This window comes from Methylobacterium durans, assembly GCF_003173715.1.
Taxonomy (GTDB): domain Bacteria; phylum Pseudomonadota; class Alphaproteobacteria; order Rhizobiales; family Beijerinckiaceae; genus Methylobacterium; species Methylobacterium durans.
On the sequence record NZ_CP029550.1, the window covers coordinates 826,438 to 844,331 of the forward strand.

Genomic DNA, 17,894 nt, shown 5'->3' on the forward strand with positions numbered 1-17,894 from the left:
TGCTTGAACTGCTGAGGAGAGGACCCTATGACCCGCTTCCTCGCCGCCCTCGTGCTCACCCTGGCTGTGCTCGGCACGAGTGTCGCCGTTCTCACGCTTGCTCCCACGCTGGCCCACGCCGAATGTGGCGGCTGCAACTGAGGGGACGTCTAATGACCCGTCTGCTTGTAGCGGCCCTGCTCGCCCTGTCGGTGCTCGGTCTCGGCGCCGCCGCCCTCACCCTGTCGCACACGCCTGTTCAGGCGGGCTGCGACGGCGGCTGCAGCTGACCTGGAGAGGATACCGCCCGATGATCCGCGTCCTGATCGTGTCCCTGTTCACGCTGGCCCTGCTCGGTGCAGGCATGGCGGTTGTCACCGTTCCCTCGCCCGCTCAGGCGTCATGCGAAAGCGGCTGCAGCTGAGCGCACGGCAGTCGAGCCGGCCTCCACTCCGATGCCCTGCCCTCAGAGCTGAAGGCGGGGGGCGTATGCGGTCCTATGGAGCTCACCGCTCCTCGCGTGCCCACGCCCGACACTGCATCAGGTGATCGGTGCAAGTCTCAAAGCAGCGCTCCTGCATCTCCCGGATGGGCCAGCGCGGGCACTCCCGATGGCACGCGACGCGACTATCCAGGCAGCGGTAGAGCTCAATCAGATCGGAAGCTCGGGCTGGCGTCACGAGGAACCCGAGGGCGAGGCCGAGGTGATGCGCTCTCATCCGGATCTCGTCAGCCGTGTCTATCGCAGGGCCACCTGGAAGGTATCCTCCTCGACCAGGTCGCACTCGTCCAACTCGTTCCGGGTCAGCCGGTAGTGCTCCTCGACGCTCGGGCGAACGCCATGGATCAGTGTCCGCAGCGCGAGAGCCCATTTCTCCATGCCGGATGGCTCGGACGGCAGGGTCCAGCGCAGCGGACCATCCAGCACGGCGGCGGCCCAGAGGTAGTTCCGCTCCAGATCCCGCGCTCCTGATGCCGCCTCGGGCAGATAGGCCTCGGTCAGGCGCGCCGTCTCGGCCGCGAGGTGCAGAAGCTCAGAGAGCGTGCGAAGGTCGCGCACCAAGGCGAGGCGGTTCTCTGTTGACCCACTGTCGCGAAAATCCTCGGCCGAGCGCATCAGGGGCTCGCACTGCAGCCGGTCGAGGGCGTGGAACACCTCCGTCAAGAAGCGGATGTTCTGCTTCCACGCGGCCTTCGCCTCCAGATAGGTTTCGAAGCAGCCGTAGGAGACGAACGGCTTGTCGTTGACCTCCTGGCCTCGCAACAGGCAGTTGTGCTTGGCCACGGGCTGGCCAACGAGCACCTGCGGGTTCTGGAAGGTGGCCGTGCCAAGGAGGGCTAGACCGACACATGTGAGCCCGGCCTTCATCAGCATGACAATCGCCTCCGTCGCTGCCTAAGCGTAGCAGTAAGCGAGTTGAGATCTCGTTGAGCGGCTCAGCCGCACTCCTGCCAGATATTCACCACTCCAGAAACTTGGATCGCTCCCTGCCTGATGCAGCACTTCATGCGGCGCGCAACATACGAGGACGCGCGAGCGGTCTCTGAATTGCGGCAGGCGGCCTATAAAATCTCGCCGGACTTCACGCTCTGCAACACCGACCTGCTCGATAAGCTCGCGTGGAGCAGGGAGGACGAGAGAGGCGATGTCCTGGGCTTCTGGAGCGACGGCGTGCTCGTGGCCACCATGCGCTGCGACGTCATCACGGATCAGGCGGATGCCCAGGTGCACTTCGATGGCATGGCTCTGCCTATGCAACATGCCGTCTGGCCTTCGCCGATCTTGTCTCGCGGAGCCACAGTGCGGTCGCGCGCCGGTAGCGGGCTCAACTCACTGCTGCGGCTGCGCTTCATCGAGGCTTCGATCAAGAGCGGCTACGAACGCCTATACGGATACGTGGTCATGGGCGGCGCGCGGACGCGCCTCATGCAGGACCTTGGCTATGAGTTCTTACCCAGAGAGGATGCGGATCCGGACTGGGCGTCCTCTTCGCGTTGGGCCATGGCTTGGATTGATCTCAAGGCACGAGGTGACGCGGCTGTTGCACACCTCAAGGCAGTTTGCTCGATCGAAGAAGCGCAGCATCCTTGGGTGGGGCCTGAGTTCACAAGATTGGCCGGTAGCAGCCAAACCAGCATGTCGCCGTGAGGAACCAGGTAGGGGTTCGATCCTTGAGGCCCCGCATCTGCAGCAGCGAACAGATCGTCCACAAGGGCATACCCTAAAGGATAGGACAGGAGTCCGGCGGGCAAAGAAAGGCCCGCCACGGAAGGGGAACCGGGCAGGCTGAGGCAGTTGGATGAAACGCCCGGCTGGCTGTGGACCATCCGAACGCCAACTTGCTAGCACGCCTAGATCCGACGCCGCCATTATTCTTCTGTGGGGGTACGGATTAAACCTCGCCGCTGTTCGTCCGGGCGGCGATACCATCGGACGTGCAAGCGATCTGGATCGCGAGTAGGGTGCCGGCAGCAGGGTGTTGGCTGGCAATCCTGGAGCATCAGGGAGCCTGCAGATGTCCACGCGCGCCGAGATCGACGCCTACCTCGCCGAAGGCGCAGACCTGCTCCGCCAAGCAGAGGAATGCACGAGCCGCTTGCACAAGGCCGGCGCCTCTGAGGGGCACCGGCTGATGGCGGCCACGACCCTAATGGCGATGGAGCGCATCCAATTTCGGATGACGGCCTATCGCGACCGCTTGGCTGCTGAAATGGATTCGCCGCCCGAGACCGCCCCCGCTCCTGTTCCAGAGAAGCGACGCTGGTGGCCGATCCTGAGCCGCAGACGCGGCTTCAGACCCGCCTATCCCTGAACGAGCCAGCCGGCCCTTCATGTGAGCGCAAAGAAAAGCCCCAGCCTTAACCGGGGCAGGTGGCTCGTTCGGTACCCGGCCTCGAAGTGGGGATGGGGAGTAGTCCGGGCACGGATTCAAAGCGCCGAACCATCCGGCGTTCCCCAGCGGCTGGACGAGCACGACCGGCCGCCGATTTCGGTGCGCTCGCGACCGTGGACAGACTCGGCTCGGAGGCGCACGCTAGCGGCATACACGCGGCCGCTCTCCTGACAATGCCCGCGAGTATAGAACCGTCCGCGCGCGCCCCGCTGCGGGCGGTTTTTTCTGGCTCACTACTGGCTCGGCCTGCGCAGCGCAATTTTCGACTTCCGGAGACTATCCGGAGGGGCGGATTTGCGTCCCATAAAGCGACCTTATGCGAACCGAGCGGCTCCCTAACGTCCAATCCGCGGTGGCAGGCGGGCAGGGTCTGGCCGCCCCAAGCTCTCAACCCGCCTCAGATCGCCCGCCTTCCAGGATCGTGAAGCCGGTGCGCAGCCGGACGGCCTGCAGAGCACGCTGCGCCGCTTGGCTCGATAGACCGACATACGCCTCTCTCTGGCCTACTACGTTCAGGGCCGGCCGGTTGCCCTCGCGATCCGTCCTACTCCCAACCTCGCGCAGGATCCGCTCGGCCATCGCCCAGCTCAGGTCGGCACTGCGCATCACCAGCAGGGCAAAGTTCTTGACTGAGCTCAGCCCCCTGAGCGCCTGAACGAGGCTGTCCGGCTCCTGCTCCGCGAGGCGGGCAACCATGACGATGGACTCGGCCAGCTCTCCTCTCGCGAGAGATCGGGACACCTCGGCGCATGTGAGCGGGCGCGATTGAGCGATCGCATCGACCCGGATGCCGGCAGCGCGAAGCTTCTCGGTCGAGAGCGGGTCCGTACTCCCCTGAGCGGCCGAGCTCGGGACGGCATCCGAGGTCGCTGCATCGAGGCTCACGCCCGAGTGCTCGCCGCAAAACGAGGAGCGCCGGGCTACCGCCATCTCCTTGAACTGGGCTCGCAATTCCCCTTTGGCCGCGGCTGGCATATCGCTGCGCTTGGTCAGCGCGACCGTGATATGGCCATCTCCGCGTGAGAGCACGGTAAGCCGGGCCAGGCCCCGCGCGGACAGGTGAGCCGTCCTGTTCGCCGCCAGTTGGCGCAGCACGGGCCAGGAGCCGCGGATGCCTACCACGTCGGTCACAGGCTCGCTGACCTCGCGCCGCTCCGCGAGCGCACCGAGGTGGCCTTGGCCGCGGGTCTGCGCGATCGCGACCAGATCCTCATCGCGTAGAAGAACGGAGTGGCGCAGCACCGGAGCGGCAACCTCAGGATCGAGGTCATAGGCGAGGTCGGTGACGGTGCGCACGGGGCCAGCTTCGACGGGGGCCAAGCGGCGCGACAGCTGCACACGGTGCTCGGTGCGCTCCGCTCGAGCCAGGCGCAGGAGGGCTTCGTCATAGACCCGAGCCGCTGTCGGGCTCATTGGCCCTCTGAAGCTGTCCGCGAGCCTCAAGGCGGCTGAGGCGTGCGCGGTCACAGCGAGCTCAGCAAGGAAGGTCTTCAGACCCGCGATCTCGTCGGCGGCAGATGCCATAGCGGCGCCCCTCTCCCCTCCGCGAGGGGTAACAGCCATCCACCCCCACGTTCGTTCCCGCTTCGCCTCTGCGAGTTATAAACCGAGCACGCGCCAGCAATGCTTGAGTAAATTATAGCAAATTTATCCGTTAACCATTCGCGCAACCTCGGATCGCAAACGTACAAATCTTAACAAATGCTTGTTATAATCTTACAGCCGGTGCGATAATAGCTTCGGCGACCACGAAGCAACGTGGCTCATCATGGGCTCGAGGGGAGGGTGAGGGTTGCGTTTCTCTCACCCGTCGGGGTGAGAGGCACCGTGGCACGCTACTACATCGACGTGGACGGCCTGGGCCGGCACAGCCTCGACTGCGGCGGGCAGGAGCTCCTCAGCCTTCGCGCCGTGCGCAAAGAGGCCATCGGGGTCCTGCTTGAGATCTCCCGCGATGCGCTCGGCGACTGCGACCAGGGGGATTTGGCGGCCAGCGTGAGGGACGCGAGCGGGATGGTCGTCTTCCGCGCGAGGTTATCACTCGCGACGGAATGGCCGGACTAGGTCGGATGTTTCTCCTGATGTTCGCCGCGATCCTGGGCGGTGTGGCGACCATCATCCTGCTCTGGCCCATGGGTGAATGGACCGCGCTCCTGTGGGCGCCGCTCGGCGGCAGCATCTCGGCCATCGGAGCGGCCACCTACTTGCTCGCCCAGCCGGTGGAGAGCGAACAGGACGCCGAGATCGCGCCGGAGAGCGATCGGAAGCCGGCTCCCTCAACGGCTGAGACGCCTCGGACAGGCGCGGAATGAAGGACGACGCGCTCACGCCGCGTCGAGAGAGGGCGCGCCTTGGCTAGCGCCTTCATCCGCCGGCTCAAACAGGCGGGCCCGCTCTCGGATCTGGAGCAGGACGTGCTGCTGTCGCTCGTGGTCAATCCGCAGGACGTGGCGGCCCGGCAGGACATCATCGGCCAGCATGCTGCGCCCGTCTTTCTTTTGATGAGCGGCCTTGCCTGCCGTTACGCAACACTGCCGGACGGCACACGGCGGATTGCCGCTTTCATCATCCCCGGAGATCTCGTCGGATCGTCGGCAGGCTTCACCTCCGGACTTCCCTGGCACGTCGGCACCCTGACCCGATGCAGCGTTGCCGAACTGTCCCGACCCGATCTGTGCACGCTGACCAGAACCTATCCTGGTATCAGGTGCGCCCTTCGGTGGCTGATGCAGGACGAGCTCAACCGCGTCCGTGCCTGGCTCTTGAACGACAGCCAGCCGTCCCTGCAACGCGTGGCGCACCTTCTGTGTGAGCTGCAGGCCCGCCTTGAAGCTGTCGGGCTCACCGGACAAGGCGAGTTGAGCCTGTCGCAGGCGGATCTGGCCGACGCCGCGGCGATCTCGCATGTGCACGTCAGCCGCGTCCTGCAGACGCTCTTCAGCGAACGGCTCGTGTCCCTGGGCCACCAGAAGCTGACCCTCACGGACGTGCCGAGGCTGCGGGCTCTGGCAGGGTTCGATCCTGGCTATCTCGCCGCTGGGGTGGCTGAGCTCGCGGCGGACGATCTGCTCGGTGGTGGCTGAGGCTGCCCAGAGCACCGGTCGGGAGACATGCCGTCCGCCCTGAGCCTTGCACGAGGTGCTCGGTCCCGGCTGGGTGAGGCGGGTCGCTCCGCTCGGAAGGGCCTTACGGGTCTGCCCCGTCCTCAAGGATGTTCCAAGGCAGAACTCCGCGCTTGCCGATCACTGCTGAACGTTGTGCGAGTGAACCGCTCCGAGCTTTCCGGAGGCTGTTTGGTTTGGGTCAGGCAGCCAAGGCTTGCACCTCGGCCTGGGCATAATAGCGTGCCTCCGCCTCGGCGGGAGGAATGTGGCCGATCGGTTCGAGAAGCCGGCGGTGATTGAACCAATCCACCCATTCGAGCGTGGCGTACTCGACCGCCTCGAACGAGCGCCACGGCCCGCGCCGATGGATCACCTCGGCCTTGAACAGGCCGATCACCGTCTCGGCGAGAGCATTGTCATAGGAATCGCCGACGCTGCCGACGGAAGGCTCGATGCCAGCCTCGGCCAGGCGCTCGGTGTAGCGAATGCTCACATACTGCGATTCGCGATCTGAGTGACACACAAGGCCGCTGCCGGGGAAGGGCCGACGTTGATGAAGGGCCTGCTCCAGGGCGTCGAGCACGAAGTCCGCCCGGGCCGAGCGCGACACACGCCAGCCCACGATCCGGCGGGCGAAGACGTCGATCACGAAGGCCGCGTAGACGAAGCCGCCCCAGGTGGCGATGTAGGTGAAATCCGCCACCCACAGCCTGTTCGGGCGGTCTGCCTTGAACTGGCGGTTGACCCGATCGCGGGGGCAGGCTGCGGCAGGATCGGGGACGGTGGTGCGGACCCTGCGCCCTCGAACGACGCCGGCCAAGTCCGTCGCCCGCATCAGCCGCGCGACCGTACACCGGGCCACCGCGATCCCCTCACGAGCCAGTTGCCGCCAGACCTTGCGCACGCCGTAGACGCGGAAGTTCGCCTCGTACACGCGCCGGATCTCGGCCATGAGCACGGCATCCCGCTTGGCTCGAGCCGGCAGTCTGCCGGGATCGGCCCGCCGCGCGGCATGAGCGTGGTACGTCGACGGGGCGATCGGCAGGACCCTGCAGATCGGCTCGACCCCGTAGGTGGCGCGGTGCTCATCGAGTGACCGCGATCATGACCGGGACCGGCGGTCGAGCTCCGCCTGAGCAAAATACGCCGACGCCTTCCTCAGGATCTCGTTGGCCTGCCGGAGCTCGCGGTTCTCCCGCTCCAGCGCCTTGATCCGTTCGCGCTCATCGGTCGTCGGCCCGGCTCGTACGCCGCCGTCGCGTTCGGCCTGTCTGACCCAGTTCCGCAGCGTCTCACCCGAGCAGCCGATCTTGGCCGCGATCGATTGGATCGCCGCCCACTGTGAACCGTGCTCGCTCTCATGCTCCCGAACCAGCCGGACTGCCCGCTCGCGAACCTCAGGGGAGAAGGGTGGAATATGCTTCGTCATGGCTCCAGTCTCTCAAGAGTTGGAGCCTCCGAAAATCCCGGGGTGGTTCAGAGCCTCATCTTCGGCTGGGCGTGAGGATCAAGGACGATCGTCCAGCAATCGGATCTGACCTGCGCTATCTGCTCAAGCCTGCGCAGCCATCGGACAGACCGCGCCTCGAGCCGCACGCCGGACAAGCAGCCGCTCGGGCCGGCGTCTGCGGGCGCGTTCGAACAGGCTGTAGGTGCGGTTCACATAGTTCGTGACCCCGCTGAGCTCGTCAATGTAGCGCTGCACCGCAGGGGTGATCTCCGCTTCCACGAGCCGGGTCGCCTTGGACGGATCGGGTGTGTCGAACCGGACATAGAACCACGGCTGCCCGCGACGCAGCACAAGGTTCTTGGACGTGTCGTGCCACTCGAAGGCCCACATGAGCGGACGCGGCCACACGTGAACCGGAAATCGTCCGCTGATCAGCACGCCGGGCAGAGCCTCCGGCGTGTAGTCGAGGTAGGGCGGCACTTGGTTGAGGTAGACGACTTCGTCGGCGAGGAAGACGTAGGGGGTGACGATCTGGATGATCGGCCGCTTCGGATGGCGCCATTCCGCCGGACTGACGACACTGACCATCTGGCCGAGGTGACGGGAGCGGACCGTGCTGCGCAGGCCGTCCGCATTCTCCAGGGCCGGCGGCTTGCCCTCTTCCAAGCGAATCCGCAGGTTCAGGTCGACCGGGCAGCGGACCACGATGTGGCGTGCGTCGAAGTCGATGGCGGCGGGGCAGCCTTGCACGGACTTGGCGGAAGCGGGCTTGGGCAGGTCCCGCCGGAACGGCTCGGGATCGTCCCAGATCAGGGCGGCCTTGGCCTCAGCGATCGCCCAGCCGACTTCCGCGACCCGGCGCGGCTGGGGAGTGGACAGGCGCGATTTCAAAAAACCGAGCATGAGCCTCACCATGGTTCGGAGCGAGCTGAACGAGAGGACCTGCAGAGCTGCTCCTCTCGGTGCTTGCGATGTCCAGAGCTACCGGCAGCAGATGTGGATCAACTAACGTGGTTTAGCTGTGACGAGGGTCACATTTGACGGCGCTCATTGCGGGAGAAAGCAAGTGACGTTGCGTTGTGGCCATATACTTGCGCACCGCAATCCTGCTGGCCCGACCAAACAGGGATGAGAGACGAGCGAGCGCTCCGAACGATCCTCGGCCTCGCGCTGCTCCTCATGACCTTCCTGTTCACCGGCCTGATCATTGGCCAGCTACGGCTCGGCAGGGGCTGAATGGCAGGACTGCGGCTGTGAGCGTGCAGCCCGGCGCATCGCCCCGTGGTTTACAGACCATTTACCTAGTCTTTGCGCGCTCCGGAAACCGCCAAGATTTCGCCCGTTTAGCTCCCTGAACTTGAGCTCACACGAGTTCAGGAGACCGTCATGGTGATCCTCAATCCGCTCACTGGCCAGCTCCTCGACGTTCCGACGCCGACGCCGAAGCCGCGGCCGAAACTCTGAGACAGGCGCGGTCTGCTCATCCTGCGAGTCGCACCTGACGCTTCGGCGGACGGCCTGAGCCATGGGGATGAAGCCGCAGGCAGCCGGGTGCTGCGTCGTGCGCCCTCGGAGGACAGGGCATGCAATTGAACCTGCGCTTCAGCGGCATTGCCTGTGGCGGCTCTCGCGGTGATCGCTTCCTGCTGTCCTGGTGGAAGAGCCTACTCAAAGGCCGCCGGTACTGGGGCTACCGGAAGAGCTGGGACAACGGCCCGCTCAGCCACTTCGGGTGGTGGTTTGGCGAAGTCACGTGGCGGCTGCCTTGGACCAAGCACGACGGCGGCATCAGAACGACCGACTGGGTTCTGAGAAAGAGGCAGCTGCGGTAGAGCCGAGGGTAAGTTCCAGGGATGTGCACTCCGGCAGGTGCCACGGGGCGGCAGGCGCTGGCCGCGCGTGACACTGCCGCCTGCAATCATCAGGCAGCGGTCAAAGCCGGTCCCTCATGGTCTGGATCAGGAAGAGGAGCAGTCAGTTCACCAAAAGGCTGCAGAGGGCTGCGAACAGCCCTTGGTTGATGGGCAGCAAGCCGTCGAGCGGTGCGAAATTGAGAATGAAGAACCCCACCAGTCCCGCGAGTGCACCGATCCAGACAAGCCATCGATCCGGGATCTTCATCGGCAGAGCGCCTATGACACGCAGGGGAATATCTCAGGCATCGTCCTTTGTAGCGAAGACCTCGCCTTGCTCTGCCAAGCGCGTGTTGTCCTCGTCTGCCTGTTGCTCTGCCAGGGCACGATGCTCAGAGAGCAGCCGCCGCATTGTTCGATCTGCGTCCGAGCAGTCAGCTGCCTCTGGGCTGTCGGCAGTGCATCCCTCGATCGTCTCGTCGGTTTGCTGATCGACTGCTGCGCGATCCTCACGGCTGAGCCCCGCCAGATCTCCGAGCCCGAGGTCCTGGGCCACATGGGCGGCGATCTCCTCGCGCTTGGCCTTGATGGCGAGCACGAGCGCTTCCGCGCCGCTGCTGGTGTCCGAACGTCCAACCTGCCGCGTAAGGGCACGTCGCCATCCGGGCGGCGGCGCGACGCCGCGAAGGCGCATGCGATCAGCGACCCCGGCTAGGACGAGTTGCCAGTGCTCGGGGGCAAGCTCGGGCAGCGCCCTGTCGAAGCCGAGGTTGCGGGCAACGATGGTGGCTGCCTCAGTCCACTCTTCCGACAGACTCCCCCCATCGGTCGGCACTCGGACGATTAACGGCTCTGGCATATCGAAACCTTCGAGAGGAGCGCTCCGGAAAAGTTTGCGACACTCCCTTTAAAGCGCCAACCCTCGAGCGCAGCGGCAGCCTGAGCAGGTCAGTAATAATCCTCGAGCCGATAGAGTGGCAGGTTTGCTGCGCACCTGCTCCATCGCGGCAGGCGGCTGACAACTGCGCGGCACTCTTGGCCGTCTATGAGGCTCTGTGCTCGTTCTAGGCTTTGTCTCAGCTCGTCAGGCGCTTGGTGTTCGCAGCCACATGCTCACGGTAGCGAGCCACCACCATGTCGCAGGAGCCGCCCGTCAGCAGCGTGCCGGACGCCTCGATGAAGGCGCCGACCTTCTCGCTCACCATCTGCTGGGCCTCGGCGCAGCCCTCAGAACCACCCCAAGCGAGCTTCATGAGCCGAAGCTCGACAACCTTCTGCGCCTCCAGAGCGAGAAGGGCTACAGCAAAGGGGTTGTACATGCATGCTCCACGTGGCGCGTCTGCGAGGCCTGCGCCTGAGACAAAAGAGGAGGGCGGCCGAAACGACCGCCCCTCTGGCTTGTGGTGAACCCAGGATCGTGGCCCGGGTTCAGATGCTTCCGCGCCTCAGCGCACGAGCGTCGGGGTCTGCGTGGCGTTGGTGAAGGCCTTGCTGGCTTCCTCGACGGCGCGGGCCGAGGTCTCGGTGATGGAGCGGCTGTCTTGCACGATGTGCTGCAGGCTCTCGTGATCCTCCCCTGTTTCAGTGGACACGGAGGTTACGTTGCCCAGCGCTGCTCAGCTTGCTCAGGCGTACGGTAGCCGAGGGCGGAGTGGAGGCGCTGTCGGTTGTAGTAGCCCTCGATGTAGGCGAACAGGTCGCGACGTGCCTCGTCGCGGGTTGCCCATCGGCGCTGATGGACGAGTTCGACCTTGAGTGTGTGGAAGAAGCTTTCCATCGGGGCATTGTCGAAGCAGCATCCTGTCCGGCTCATCGAGGCGACCGCCCCTACGACGGCGAGTTGCTCGCCGTAAGCTGCCGCAGCGTATTGGCTCCCGCGATCCGAATGACAGATGAGCCCGGCAGCTGGCCGTTGCCGCTGGGTGGCCATCATCAACGCGGCCAGGGTCAACTCGATGCGCATGTGCTCGCGCATGGCCCATCCCACGAGCTTGCGGGTGGCCAGATCCAGCACGGCCGCGAGGTAGAGCCAGCCCTCGCCAGTCGCCAGGTAGGTGATGTCGGCTAGCCAGACGCGGTTGGGGGCTGCCGCCACGAAGGTCTGCTGCAGGAGGTTGGGAGCGAGCGGCAGGGGATGATTGCTGTCGGTGGTGCACGGGCGATAGCGGCGGCCTGCCAGAGCCCGGATGCCGTGTCGGCGCATCAGCCGCTCGATGCGGCCTCGGCTGACGCCGCGTCCCTCCGCGCGCAGAGCGGCATGCATCCGCGGTGAGCCGTAGCGGCTCTTGTGCTGTTCCTGCAGGCGTCGCACGTCCGCCAGCAAGGTACGGTTCTCCTGGGCGCGGCGGCTCTCAGGCCGGGAGCGCCAGGCATAATACCCACTGGCCGAGACCCCGAGCACGCGGCACATGAGACGCACCGGCCAGATGCTTCCATGCTGCTCGATGAAGCGAAACGTCATTTCGGCACCTCCGCGAAGATGCCGATGGCTTTTTTTAGTATGTCGCGCTCCATGCGCGTGCGATCGAGTTCGCGCCGCAGGCGAGCGATCTCGGCGGCCTGATCGGCCGGTGAGGTCAGAGGCGAAGCCGCCACAGGCGTAGGCCCACTGCCGACCACACGTGGCGGGCTGTCCTGTAGGCTCGCGCGCCAGGCCCGCAGCATCGAGGGCTGGATGCCAAGCTCGGCTGCGATCTGCATCTGCGGCCGGCCGCTGCTCTCCAGAAGGGCCACGGCCTCACGCTTGAACTCAGGCGTGAACGTTCGTTTCGTTGTCCCCATCAGACACCTTCCAGCCCCCGTAGGAGCGTAGCAGAGGTGTCCACTCATTCAGAGGAAGATCAGTGACCGCCTCCATGTTCTGCTTGGACTGACGGGCCAGCCGCTCGCTGTCCTCGCCGGTGAAGCCAAGTGTCTTGGTGAAGCGCTCGGCCGCCTCCCGCGCTTGCTGCGAAGCGGTCTCGACGCTCCGCTGCACGACCTGCTTGGTGTTCTCGGTCGCCCGCTCGCTGAGATCGACCATCTTGTTCACACCATCGCGGGCGGCATCCGCAAACTGCGTGCCCTGCTCGGCAGTCCGGTCGATGTTCGCCTTGGCGGTATCGGCGGCCTTCTCGTTCTGCTCGCGCTACTTGGCCTGGGCGTTGTTCTGGTCGAGAGCCATGTTGTCTCCTGCCTGTAAGGATTATGTATTCAGTCAGCACTTATGAGAATATATACGCGCTGACCTTAGGCAGCGAAGGAGTTCGCGACCCCTGACGCACCGCAACTAGAGCTGTTCCCGGTCACGTAGCGACGGCCAAGTCGTCCTCGTACCCAGCTGCGGCGAGGTAGTTGCGGCACTCCTGCGGGGTGAAGCGGGTGAAAGCCTGCCGGATCGCCGCCCAGAGATCTGGGATCGTGCGAGCCGCCGCGGTGCGCAACAGGGCCTTGAGCTTGGCGAAGGCTCGTTCGATCGGGTTGAGATCAGGGCTGTAGGACGGCGGGTACATGAGCCGCGCTCCCGCAGCCTCGATCGCGTCCTGCACGCCGGCAACCTTGTGGGCGGGCAGGTTGTCCATGACGACGATATCACCAGGCTGCAGCACCGGGATCAGGGTCTCGGTGACGTAGTTGCGAAAGCGCGTGCCGTTCGTGGGGCCATCCAACAGCGCGGTGGCACACAGCCCGCGGGTGCGCAGGGCGGCCGTGACGGTCGTGGTTTTGTAATCTCCCTGCGGGGCTGCGAGCCGGCAGCGCTCGCCGCGCGGGGCCCAGCCGTAGCGGCGCGCCATGTTGGTGGCCGCGGCCGTCTCGTCCAGGAACACCAGCCGGTCCGGGTCGAGCTCGGGCTGGGCCTCAAACCAAGCCTCGCGGGCCGCTCTTACGTCAGCACGCTCCTGCTCGGCTGCGTGCGTCGCCCCTTTTTCCAGCTGATCCCGTGGCGGGCAAAGAAGCGTGACAGACCGCTCGTGCTGGTCTGCACGCCCTGCTCAGCGAGCCGGTCGCGCAACTCACGCAGGAAGAGACGCGGCTCGTGGCTAGAGATCGCCAGGATCAGCCCGGCATGCGCCTCGATCCGCTGTGAGGTGTGATCGCCGCCCATCGGCTTTGGCGCGACGTGCCCGTCTCGGGCAGACTGCCCGCACCAGCGGCTGGCACTCGACACGCTGACCCCGAAGCGGGCTGCAGCGCGATGGCAGGAGGCACCTGCCGCCACGGCAGCCACGACCCGCTCGCGCAGGTCCACAGACAAAGGTGAAGGCATGGGCATGCTCCTTCACCCATCAACGCCGCGCCCGCAAAACCGTCTCAAGCAGCGCGGGACCTGCTCTAAGTCGCGACAGAATACGGCCATTCAAGGCGCAGAGCTCCAATTTGATCCAAATTAATTTATGACATACGCCATCATCTGTTATAGCCAGGCCACAACCTTCTGACCGCGCTGCACAATAGTCTCGTATCGCGGTTCTTCAGAGACATGTTGGAACCGAGCTGGCCAATCACGCGCCAGTGATCAGCCTCACCGCGGGGTCAGTCGGCGGCTCTATGTGGCGGTCCTTGCTACTCGCGGTGATCGAGAGCGGCTCCGTCGGCTTTGCCGGCCGATTTTCGGCGGAGGTAGCGGGACCGCTCGTTCCGCGACACCCTCGAAAACCCCATCGCGGCCATGACCAAGGCGGCTGGGAACGCAAGCCCGCGACGGTCTGTTGCTCGACGATGAAGCTTGCAGCCATCATTGGAATGTCCCTGGCGGCTGTAGCCCTTCTGATCGGGATCTACGTCGCGGCTCCAAACCGTCGCGAAACAGTTGCGCGCCCGGCTATGCTGGAGCGGACGGGCACTATCAGCCTTGAAGCTGGTCGGCCCGGGGCAGCGGCTCACACCTGGGCTGACCCGCCGGCACGACGCGAGGACGTTCCTGCCCTGGCCGCAGCAACGGTGGAGGCCGGGAGCTCCTCACCTGAGTTGGTTGCTAGCGCTACACCGCCTCTGGTCTTTGCGCCGGCTCCCTCGCAGAAGCAGGCCCATCGTCGCGGCCTGCGTGCTGCCAAGATGATCCGACCTCACCAACTCAGCCGCTACGTTGCCCTCCCACCTGCCCGGGAGAGACGGCGACGCGAACCGCCTCAGTCACCGGCCGTTGCGGCTGTCAGCGAGCCGGCGCCAACCTCTCTCGAACCAGAGCCGATCGAGTTCAGCCTCGCCACCCGTGGCCGCTAGCTGATGCAGCGCAGCCCTCTGCAGCCATGTGCTTCGCGCTACTAGGTAGCAGGCCCCGAAAGCTCATCGACGGCTGCCGTGAGAGGGCTCACCTGGAATGGAGTGTCCCCTGAGGTAAGCTCTATTGGAACCGCCCATCTATCCCTTACGCTCTGTGCAAGCTGGCGAAATCAGGACGCGTTGATCAAAGCGAAGCGAGCATCCATGAGCATTTCCACCGCCGCACGCGCGCTGATGTTTGCGCTCCCGATCCTGGCCCTGCAGCCTATGACTCTCCGCGCAGAGGATGCGCCGTCCGTCAGATGGCCCGGTGCCGACCGGCGGCTGGAGATCCGGCAACCCTTCGGCCGATCCGAGATCGTCCTCGGCATCTCCTCTCGGACGGCGGGCGCCATCGACAGCCTGACCTGGGAAGGGCGGCAGTTCATCAATGCCTTCGACCATGGCCGCGAACTGCAATCGGCGGCGTCGTTCGACGGCTACGGCGAATGCCTGAACCCCACGGAGGCAGGCAGCAACCGCGACGGTGCGGGACAGGCGAGCACCACGCTGCTCCGCACCCTTCGCATGACAGCCCGCACGCTCGAGACGGAGAGCCAGATGGCGTTCTGGCTCGGCCCGCGGGAAACATTGGGCTCCTGCTCCAGAGGACCAGGGCCTTACGCGAGTCCCCGTTCGGACTACACGCTGACAAAGCGCGTCACCCTCGGTTTCGGCGGCGTGGAGAACGCGATCGAGTACGTGGCGACGTTTCACCTGCCGCGCCCTCACGCGACCGGGGCCTTCGAAGTGTTGACAGGCTACATGCCGCCGGACTTCTCGCAGTTCTGGACCTACGATCCTGCGACCCAGCAGATGGCGCCGTTGTCCGAAGGGCCGGGCGAACAGCCCCTGCCGGTTATCCTGGCCACGCCGGATGGCACGCACGCCATGGGTGTCTTCACCCCGGATCCGCCGAGGGGCGGGCAGCCCGCCGTCGGCTATGGCCGCTTCAGCTTCGCGGATTTGCCGGGCCCCGGGAACGCGACGGTCAAGTGGAACTGCGTGTTCCGCGAGTCGGATGTCCCGGCCGGCGATCGGACATTCCGGTGCTTCACGCTGGTCGGCACCCTGGACGATGTGCGCAACGGCATCGAGGCCCTGCACCGGGCACACGGAGCGGCGGAGACGCGAACGCCGCGGGCAGAACGCCCAGTCGAGCCGGCGCCCGCTTCCGGCCGGGCTGGCGAAGCACCCCCCTCCGCCATCGTCGGCGAGGCCCTTTTCGTGGGGGCGGAGCCCCGCTGCAATGCGGGCGTCGTGACGACGAATCCGGGGCATATGCAATGCGCCACCCGCCCGATCGGCTCGACGGTGAAGACGGATCCGGGGCGAGGAGCGGCACTGTACGTAGGTCTGACGGCGGGCGTGAATGCCGGCGTGGTCAGCACCAACCCGCGCCACCTCAACGGGGACACACGTCCGATCGGCTTTCTCCTCCCGCTCGGGACGGGAGGAACACGCGTCTTCATCGGCGAGCAGCGCGGCTGCAATGCGGGGGTTGCCACTACGAACCCGATGCACTTGAACTGCACAACGATCGAACTCGGCTCCACGCACCCCTGACGCGGGTGTCGGAAAGCGCGCGATCCCGTTTGCGACAGGCCCATACTGCCTGCCAAGGACGAAATGTCCGTTGCGGCATGCCCAAACCGAACCGACGGCAGTGCATGGCATTCTTGTGCCGCTAAGCAACGGAGCTGCGAGCGCGCAGGGTGGTTGGCCTGGCGGGTGGGGTCAGCTCCGCGTGCATCAGGAGAGCGGAATGTCGATCGCGTGCGACGTCTGGAAGGATGCGAAGACCGAGGTTGGGCCGTACGAGTTCGCCAACCTTCCGAGACCCGGCGACACCATCTCGGTGCCGAAGCAGAGCGGCGACGGCTACCAGCATTTCAGGGTCGACAGCGTGACCCATCGCGCAAGCGGGGCGGCCCACCCGACTGCGACGTACCTGTTTGTCTCGGAAGCGGAGTAAGGCATCCTCAATAGGCGTGGCGAGGCGGTGCCTCGGCCACTCGGCAGGTGGCGAAAACTGCCGAGAACAGACGGCCGGAGCTACATGCCAGCCCTGCCCGGCATCTCTCACTAGGGTCTAGGATGTTGCCGCATTCGGCTATCAAAATGCCGAAAGCGGCGTGTGTGAGAGGCGAACTGATTGGTTTCCGGCCCTCTCACATGGGCAAGCCCTATTGGAACGGTGGCCTGAGTGCTCTGAGCATTGCCCGTAGGTCCGTATCCGGCAGCTCCGCTTCCCAGCGCACCAGCACGGCGCCACAGGCCGCCATTATGGCGCGCAGGTCCTCAACACACCGCTCGGCCTCGGCAAGCGTCAGGAACCCGCAGCGCCAGTGCACCGAACCGGCCGCAGAAGCAGCCACGACCGCGAACCGCCCGTCTGGATGGTCGACGATGCTGTAGGTCACTGAGCGCGCCATTAACCCCAATCGCACTGGCTTGCAGAGGACGGCAGGAACGCGAGCGCCACGCGGAACGATCCTCCAACGGCCTAGTTAGGTGTTCACTGTACAGTCAGAGTGCTCGGCGTACGCCTCCGCGCATGACTCTGAGAAAAAACAGCAGGTTGAAGGACATGCTGATACCAAGCGGGCTCGGTGCGCATCAGCCAGATGTGCGGGACGCAACAGCTTCGGCTCCCCTGTCTGTGGCCGTCCTCGATCGCCTCGGCTTCGAGCTGCAGGCGGCCTACGGCGCGCTGATGCAGGCTCAACCGCCGCAGCGGTTGCTCGACCTGATCGCGCAGCTCGACAGCGCGCTCGCCGTGCAGGGTGGGAACGCAGAAGCCTTCCGCGACGGCCTGATCGCGATGCTTCCTGACCTGCGAGCGTTCGCGATGTCGCTCGTCCCGGACGCGGCACGCGCCGACGACCTCGTGCAGGAGACGCTGGTTAGAGCGTGGGCAGCTCAGGATCGCTTCCTGCCGGGCTCGAACCTCAAGGCGTGGGCTTTCACGATCCTGCGCAACCAGTTCTACACCGAGTGCCGCAAGACCAAGCGCGAGGTCGAGGACGCGGACGGCATTATGGCCGGCACCCTGACCGCACCCGCCGCTCAGGAACATGGCACGGATCTGCGCACCATCTGGACGCACATCGCCAAGCTGCCAGCGGTCCAGCGCGAAGCCCTGCTGCTCGTGGGCGCGCAGGGCCTGACCTACGAAGCTGCAGCCGAGGTGATCGGCTGTCAGACAGGAACGGTGAAGAGCCGTGTCAGCCGGGCGCGTTCGCTTTTAACGAGCCTGCTCGGGATGCCTGCGACACGGGTGTCCGCCTAGGCGCTGACACGTGATCGGTGACGAGGCCGTCCACCTCGCGCCAGTCTTGGTGCAGTCGGAACCTGCTCATCGGTGGCCTCG

At 65.4% G+C, this 17,894-nt stretch carries 20 protein-coding genes, 1 pseudogene and 1 other annotated feature; of the genes and pseudogenes, 9 read left to right on the forward strand and 12 right to left on the reverse strand.

What is annotated here, in order from left to right:
* Positions 1–718 precede the first annotated feature (718 nt).
* Positions 719–1,354: a hypothetical protein gene (locus tag DK389_RS03845; RefSeq protein WP_109887513.1), complete on the reverse strand. Its 636-nt coding sequence runs from the start codon at positions 1,352–1,354 to the stop codon at positions 719–721.
* A 120-nt stretch (positions 1,355–1,474) separates the two neighbouring features.
* Between DK389_RS03845 and DK389_RS03850 the strand changes: the two genes are divergently transcribed.
* On the forward strand, positions 1,475–2,128 hold the full coding sequence (locus tag DK389_RS03850) for a hypothetical protein (RefSeq protein ID WP_109887514.1): 654 nt from the start codon (positions 1,475–1,477) through the stop codon (positions 2,126–2,128).
* A 367-nt stretch (positions 2,129–2,495) separates the two neighbouring features.
* Positions 2,496–2,792, forward strand: a complete 297-nt coding sequence (locus DK389_RS03855) for a hypothetical protein (RefSeq protein ID WP_109887515.1) — start codon at positions 2,496–2,498, stop codon at positions 2,790–2,792.
* Between the two features lie 468 nt (positions 2,793–3,260).
* Here the strand turns inward: DK389_RS03855 and DK389_RS03860 are convergent, their stop codons facing one another.
* Positions 3,261–4,397 carry a DUF2336 domain-containing protein gene (locus DK389_RS03860; RefSeq protein ID WP_162560476.1) on the reverse strand — a complete coding sequence of 379 codons (1,137 nt, stop codon included), beginning with the start codon at positions 4,395–4,397 and terminating at the stop codon, positions 3,261–3,263.
* Positions 4,398–4,700: 303 nt separating this feature from the next.
* Here DK389_RS03860 and DK389_RS03865 point away from each other — a divergent pair, with 303 nt between their 5' ends.
* Genes DK389_RS03865 through DK389_RS03875 form a run of 3 tightly spaced genes read left to right on the forward strand, consistent with a single transcriptional unit; the run spans position 4,701 to position 5,956 of the window.
* The gene (locus DK389_RS03865; RefSeq protein WP_162560477.1) at positions 4,701–4,937 is read left to right on the forward strand and encodes a DUF6894 family protein; all 237 of its coding nucleotides are present in this window, start codon (positions 4,701–4,703) and stop codon (positions 4,935–4,937) included.
* 17 nt (positions 4,938–4,954) lie between these two features.
* A complete protein-coding gene (locus DK389_RS03870) occupies positions 4,955–5,185 on the forward strand; it encodes a hypothetical protein (RefSeq protein WP_162560478.1) in 231 nt (76 codons plus the stop codon).
* Positions 5,186–5,224: 39 nt separating this feature from the next.
* The gene (locus DK389_RS03875; RefSeq protein ID WP_109887519.1) at positions 5,225–5,956 is read left to right on the forward strand and encodes a Crp/Fnr family transcriptional regulator; all 732 of its coding nucleotides are present in this window, start codon (positions 5,225–5,227) and stop codon (positions 5,954–5,956) included.
* Between the two features lie 220 nt (positions 5,957–6,176).
* Here the strand turns inward: DK389_RS03875 and DK389_RS03880 are convergent.
* Both DK389_RS03880 and DK389_RS03885 read right to left on the reverse strand, forming a co-directional pair.
* Positions 6,177–7,406: pseudogene (locus DK389_RS03880) on the reverse strand (IS3 family transposase).
* Positions 7,008–7,125: a sequence feature (AL1L pseudoknot), on the reverse strand. Its footprint overlaps the pseudogene before it by 118 nt.
* Before the next feature lie 123 nt (positions 7,407–7,529).
* Positions 7,530–8,330, reverse strand: a complete 801-nt coding sequence (locus DK389_RS03885; RefSeq protein ID WP_109895993.1) for a hypothetical protein — start codon at positions 8,328–8,330, stop codon at positions 7,530–7,532.
* A gap of 680 nt (positions 8,331–9,010) precedes the next feature.
* On the opposite strand from DK389_RS03885, the gene DK389_RS03890 reads away from it, so the two are divergent.
* Positions 9,011–9,259: a hypothetical protein gene (locus tag DK389_RS03890; protein ID WP_109887520.1), complete on the forward strand. Its 249-nt coding sequence runs from the start codon at positions 9,011–9,013 to the stop codon at positions 9,257–9,259.
* A 142-nt stretch (positions 9,260–9,401) separates the two neighbouring features.
* Here the strand turns inward: DK389_RS03890 and DK389_RS31980 are convergent, their stop codons facing one another.
* The 7 genes from DK389_RS31980 to DK389_RS03925 form a co-directional block, all read right to left on the reverse strand.
* Positions 9,402–9,548, reverse strand: coding sequence for a hypothetical protein (locus DK389_RS31980; protein WP_162560479.1), 147 nt, complete (start codon positions 9,546–9,548; stop codon positions 9,402–9,404).
* Between the two features lie 33 nt (positions 9,549–9,581).
* On the reverse strand, positions 9,582–10,139 hold the full coding sequence (locus DK389_RS33830; RefSeq protein ID WP_236960592.1) for a hypothetical protein: 558 nt from the start codon (positions 10,137–10,139) through the stop codon (positions 9,582–9,584).
* A 217-nt stretch (positions 10,140–10,356) separates the two neighbouring features.
* Positions 10,357–10,599, reverse strand: coding sequence for a hypothetical protein (locus DK389_RS03905; protein ID WP_109887521.1), 243 nt, complete (start codon positions 10,597–10,599; stop codon positions 10,357–10,359).
* A 126-nt stretch (positions 10,600–10,725) separates the two neighbouring features.
* Entirely contained in the window at positions 10,726–10,872 is a 147-nt protein-coding gene (locus DK389_RS03910) for a hypothetical protein (protein ID WP_194075156.1), read from the reverse strand.
* A gap of 5 nt (positions 10,873–10,877) precedes the next feature.
* A protein-coding gene (locus DK389_RS03915) for an IS3 family transposase (protein WP_418291967.1) occupies positions 10,878–12,061 on the reverse strand; the annotation gives its coding sequence in 2 pieces (ribosomal slippage) (positions 10,878–11,767 and positions 11,767–12,061; 1,185 coding nt in all).
* Positions 12,030–12,302, reverse strand: a complete 273-nt coding sequence (locus tag DK389_RS03920; protein ID WP_194075157.1) for a hypothetical protein — start codon at positions 12,300–12,302, stop codon at positions 12,030–12,032. The genes DK389_RS03915 and DK389_RS03920 overlap by 32 nt, the downstream gene beginning before the upstream one ends.
* Positions 12,303–12,564: 262 nt before the next feature.
* Positions 12,565–13,526 (reverse strand): IS630 family transposase gene (locus DK389_RS03925; protein WP_109887523.1). Its coding sequence is split into 2 segments (ribosomal slippage): positions 12,565–13,178 and positions 13,178–13,526, totalling 963 coding nucleotides; the frame shifts between segments, so codons are not numbered across the junction.
* Between the two features lie 1,160 nt (positions 13,527–14,686).
* Between DK389_RS03925 and DK389_RS03930 the strand changes: the two genes are divergently transcribed.
* Positions 14,687–16,087: a hypothetical protein gene (locus DK389_RS03930; RefSeq protein WP_162560480.1), complete on the forward strand. Its 1,401-nt coding sequence runs from the start codon at positions 14,687–14,689 to the stop codon at positions 16,085–16,087.
* A gap of 199 nt (positions 16,088–16,286) precedes the next feature.
* Positions 16,287–16,496: a hypothetical protein gene (locus DK389_RS03935; RefSeq protein ID WP_109887525.1), complete on the forward strand. Its 210-nt coding sequence runs from the start codon at positions 16,287–16,289 to the stop codon at positions 16,494–16,496.
* Positions 16,497–16,707: 211 nt separating this feature from the next.
* Here DK389_RS03935 and DK389_RS03940 read toward each other — a convergent pair whose 3' ends face one another.
* Positions 16,708–16,944, reverse strand: a complete 237-nt coding sequence (locus DK389_RS03940; protein WP_162560391.1) for a hypothetical protein — start codon at positions 16,942–16,944, stop codon at positions 16,708–16,710.
* A 167-nt stretch (positions 16,945–17,111) separates the two neighbouring features.
* Between DK389_RS03940 and DK389_RS03945 the strand changes: the two genes are divergently transcribed.
* Positions 17,112–17,813, forward strand: coding sequence for a sigma-70 family RNA polymerase sigma factor (locus DK389_RS03945; RefSeq protein WP_109887527.1), 702 nt, complete (start codon positions 17,112–17,114; stop codon positions 17,811–17,813).
* Positions 17,814–17,894: the final 81 nt, after the last annotated feature.

Coding starts and splice junctions, on each gene's coding strand:
- DK389_RS03845 (WP_109887513.1), bottom strand. CDS start 1,354: ATGCTGATGAAGGCCGGGCTCACATGTGTCGGTCTAGCCCTCCTTGGC.
- DK389_RS03850 (WP_109887514.1), top strand. CDS start 1,475: ATGCAGCACTTCATGCGGCGCGCAACATACGAGGACGCGCGAGCGGTC.
- DK389_RS03855 (WP_109887515.1), top strand. CDS start 2,496: ATGTCCACGCGCGCCGAGATCGACGCCTACCTCGCCGAAGGCGCAGAC.
- DK389_RS03860 (WP_162560476.1), bottom strand. CDS start 4,397: ATGGCATCTGCCGCCGACGAGATCGCGGGTCTGAAGACCTTCCTTGCT.
- DK389_RS03870 (WP_162560478.1), top strand. CDS start 4,955: ATGTTCGCCGCGATCCTGGGCGGTGTGGCGACCATCATCCTGCTCTGG.
- DK389_RS03885 (WP_109895993.1), bottom strand. CDS start 8,330: ATGCTCGGTTTTTTGAAATCGCGCCTGTCCACTCCCCAGCCGCGCCGG.
- DK389_RS03890 (WP_109887520.1), top strand. CDS start 9,011: ATGCAATTGAACCTGCGCTTCAGCGGCATTGCCTGTGGCGGCTCTCGC.
- DK389_RS31980 (WP_162560479.1), bottom strand. CDS start 9,548: ATGAAGATCCCGGATCGATGGCTTGTCTGGATCGGTGCACTCGCGGGA.
- DK389_RS33830 (WP_236960592.1), bottom strand. CDS start 10,139: ATGCCAGAGCCGTTAATCGTCCGAGTGCCGACCGATGGGGGGAGTCTG.
- DK389_RS03905 (WP_109887521.1), bottom strand. CDS start 10,599: ATGTACAACCCCTTTGCTGTAGCCCTTCTCGCTCTGGAGGCGCAGAAG.
- DK389_RS03920 (WP_194075157.1), bottom strand. CDS start 12,302: ATGGTCGATCTCAGCGAGCGGGCGACCGAGAACACCAAGCAGGTCGTG.
- DK389_RS03930 (WP_162560480.1), top strand. CDS start 14,687: ATGAGCATTTCCACCGCCGCACGCGCGCTGATGTTTGCGCTCCCGATC.
- DK389_RS03935 (WP_109887525.1), top strand. CDS start 16,287: ATGTCGATCGCGTGCGACGTCTGGAAGGATGCGAAGACCGAGGTTGGG.
- DK389_RS03945 (WP_109887527.1), top strand. CDS start 17,112: ATGCTGATACCAAGCGGGCTCGGTGCGCATCAGCCAGATGTGCGGGAC.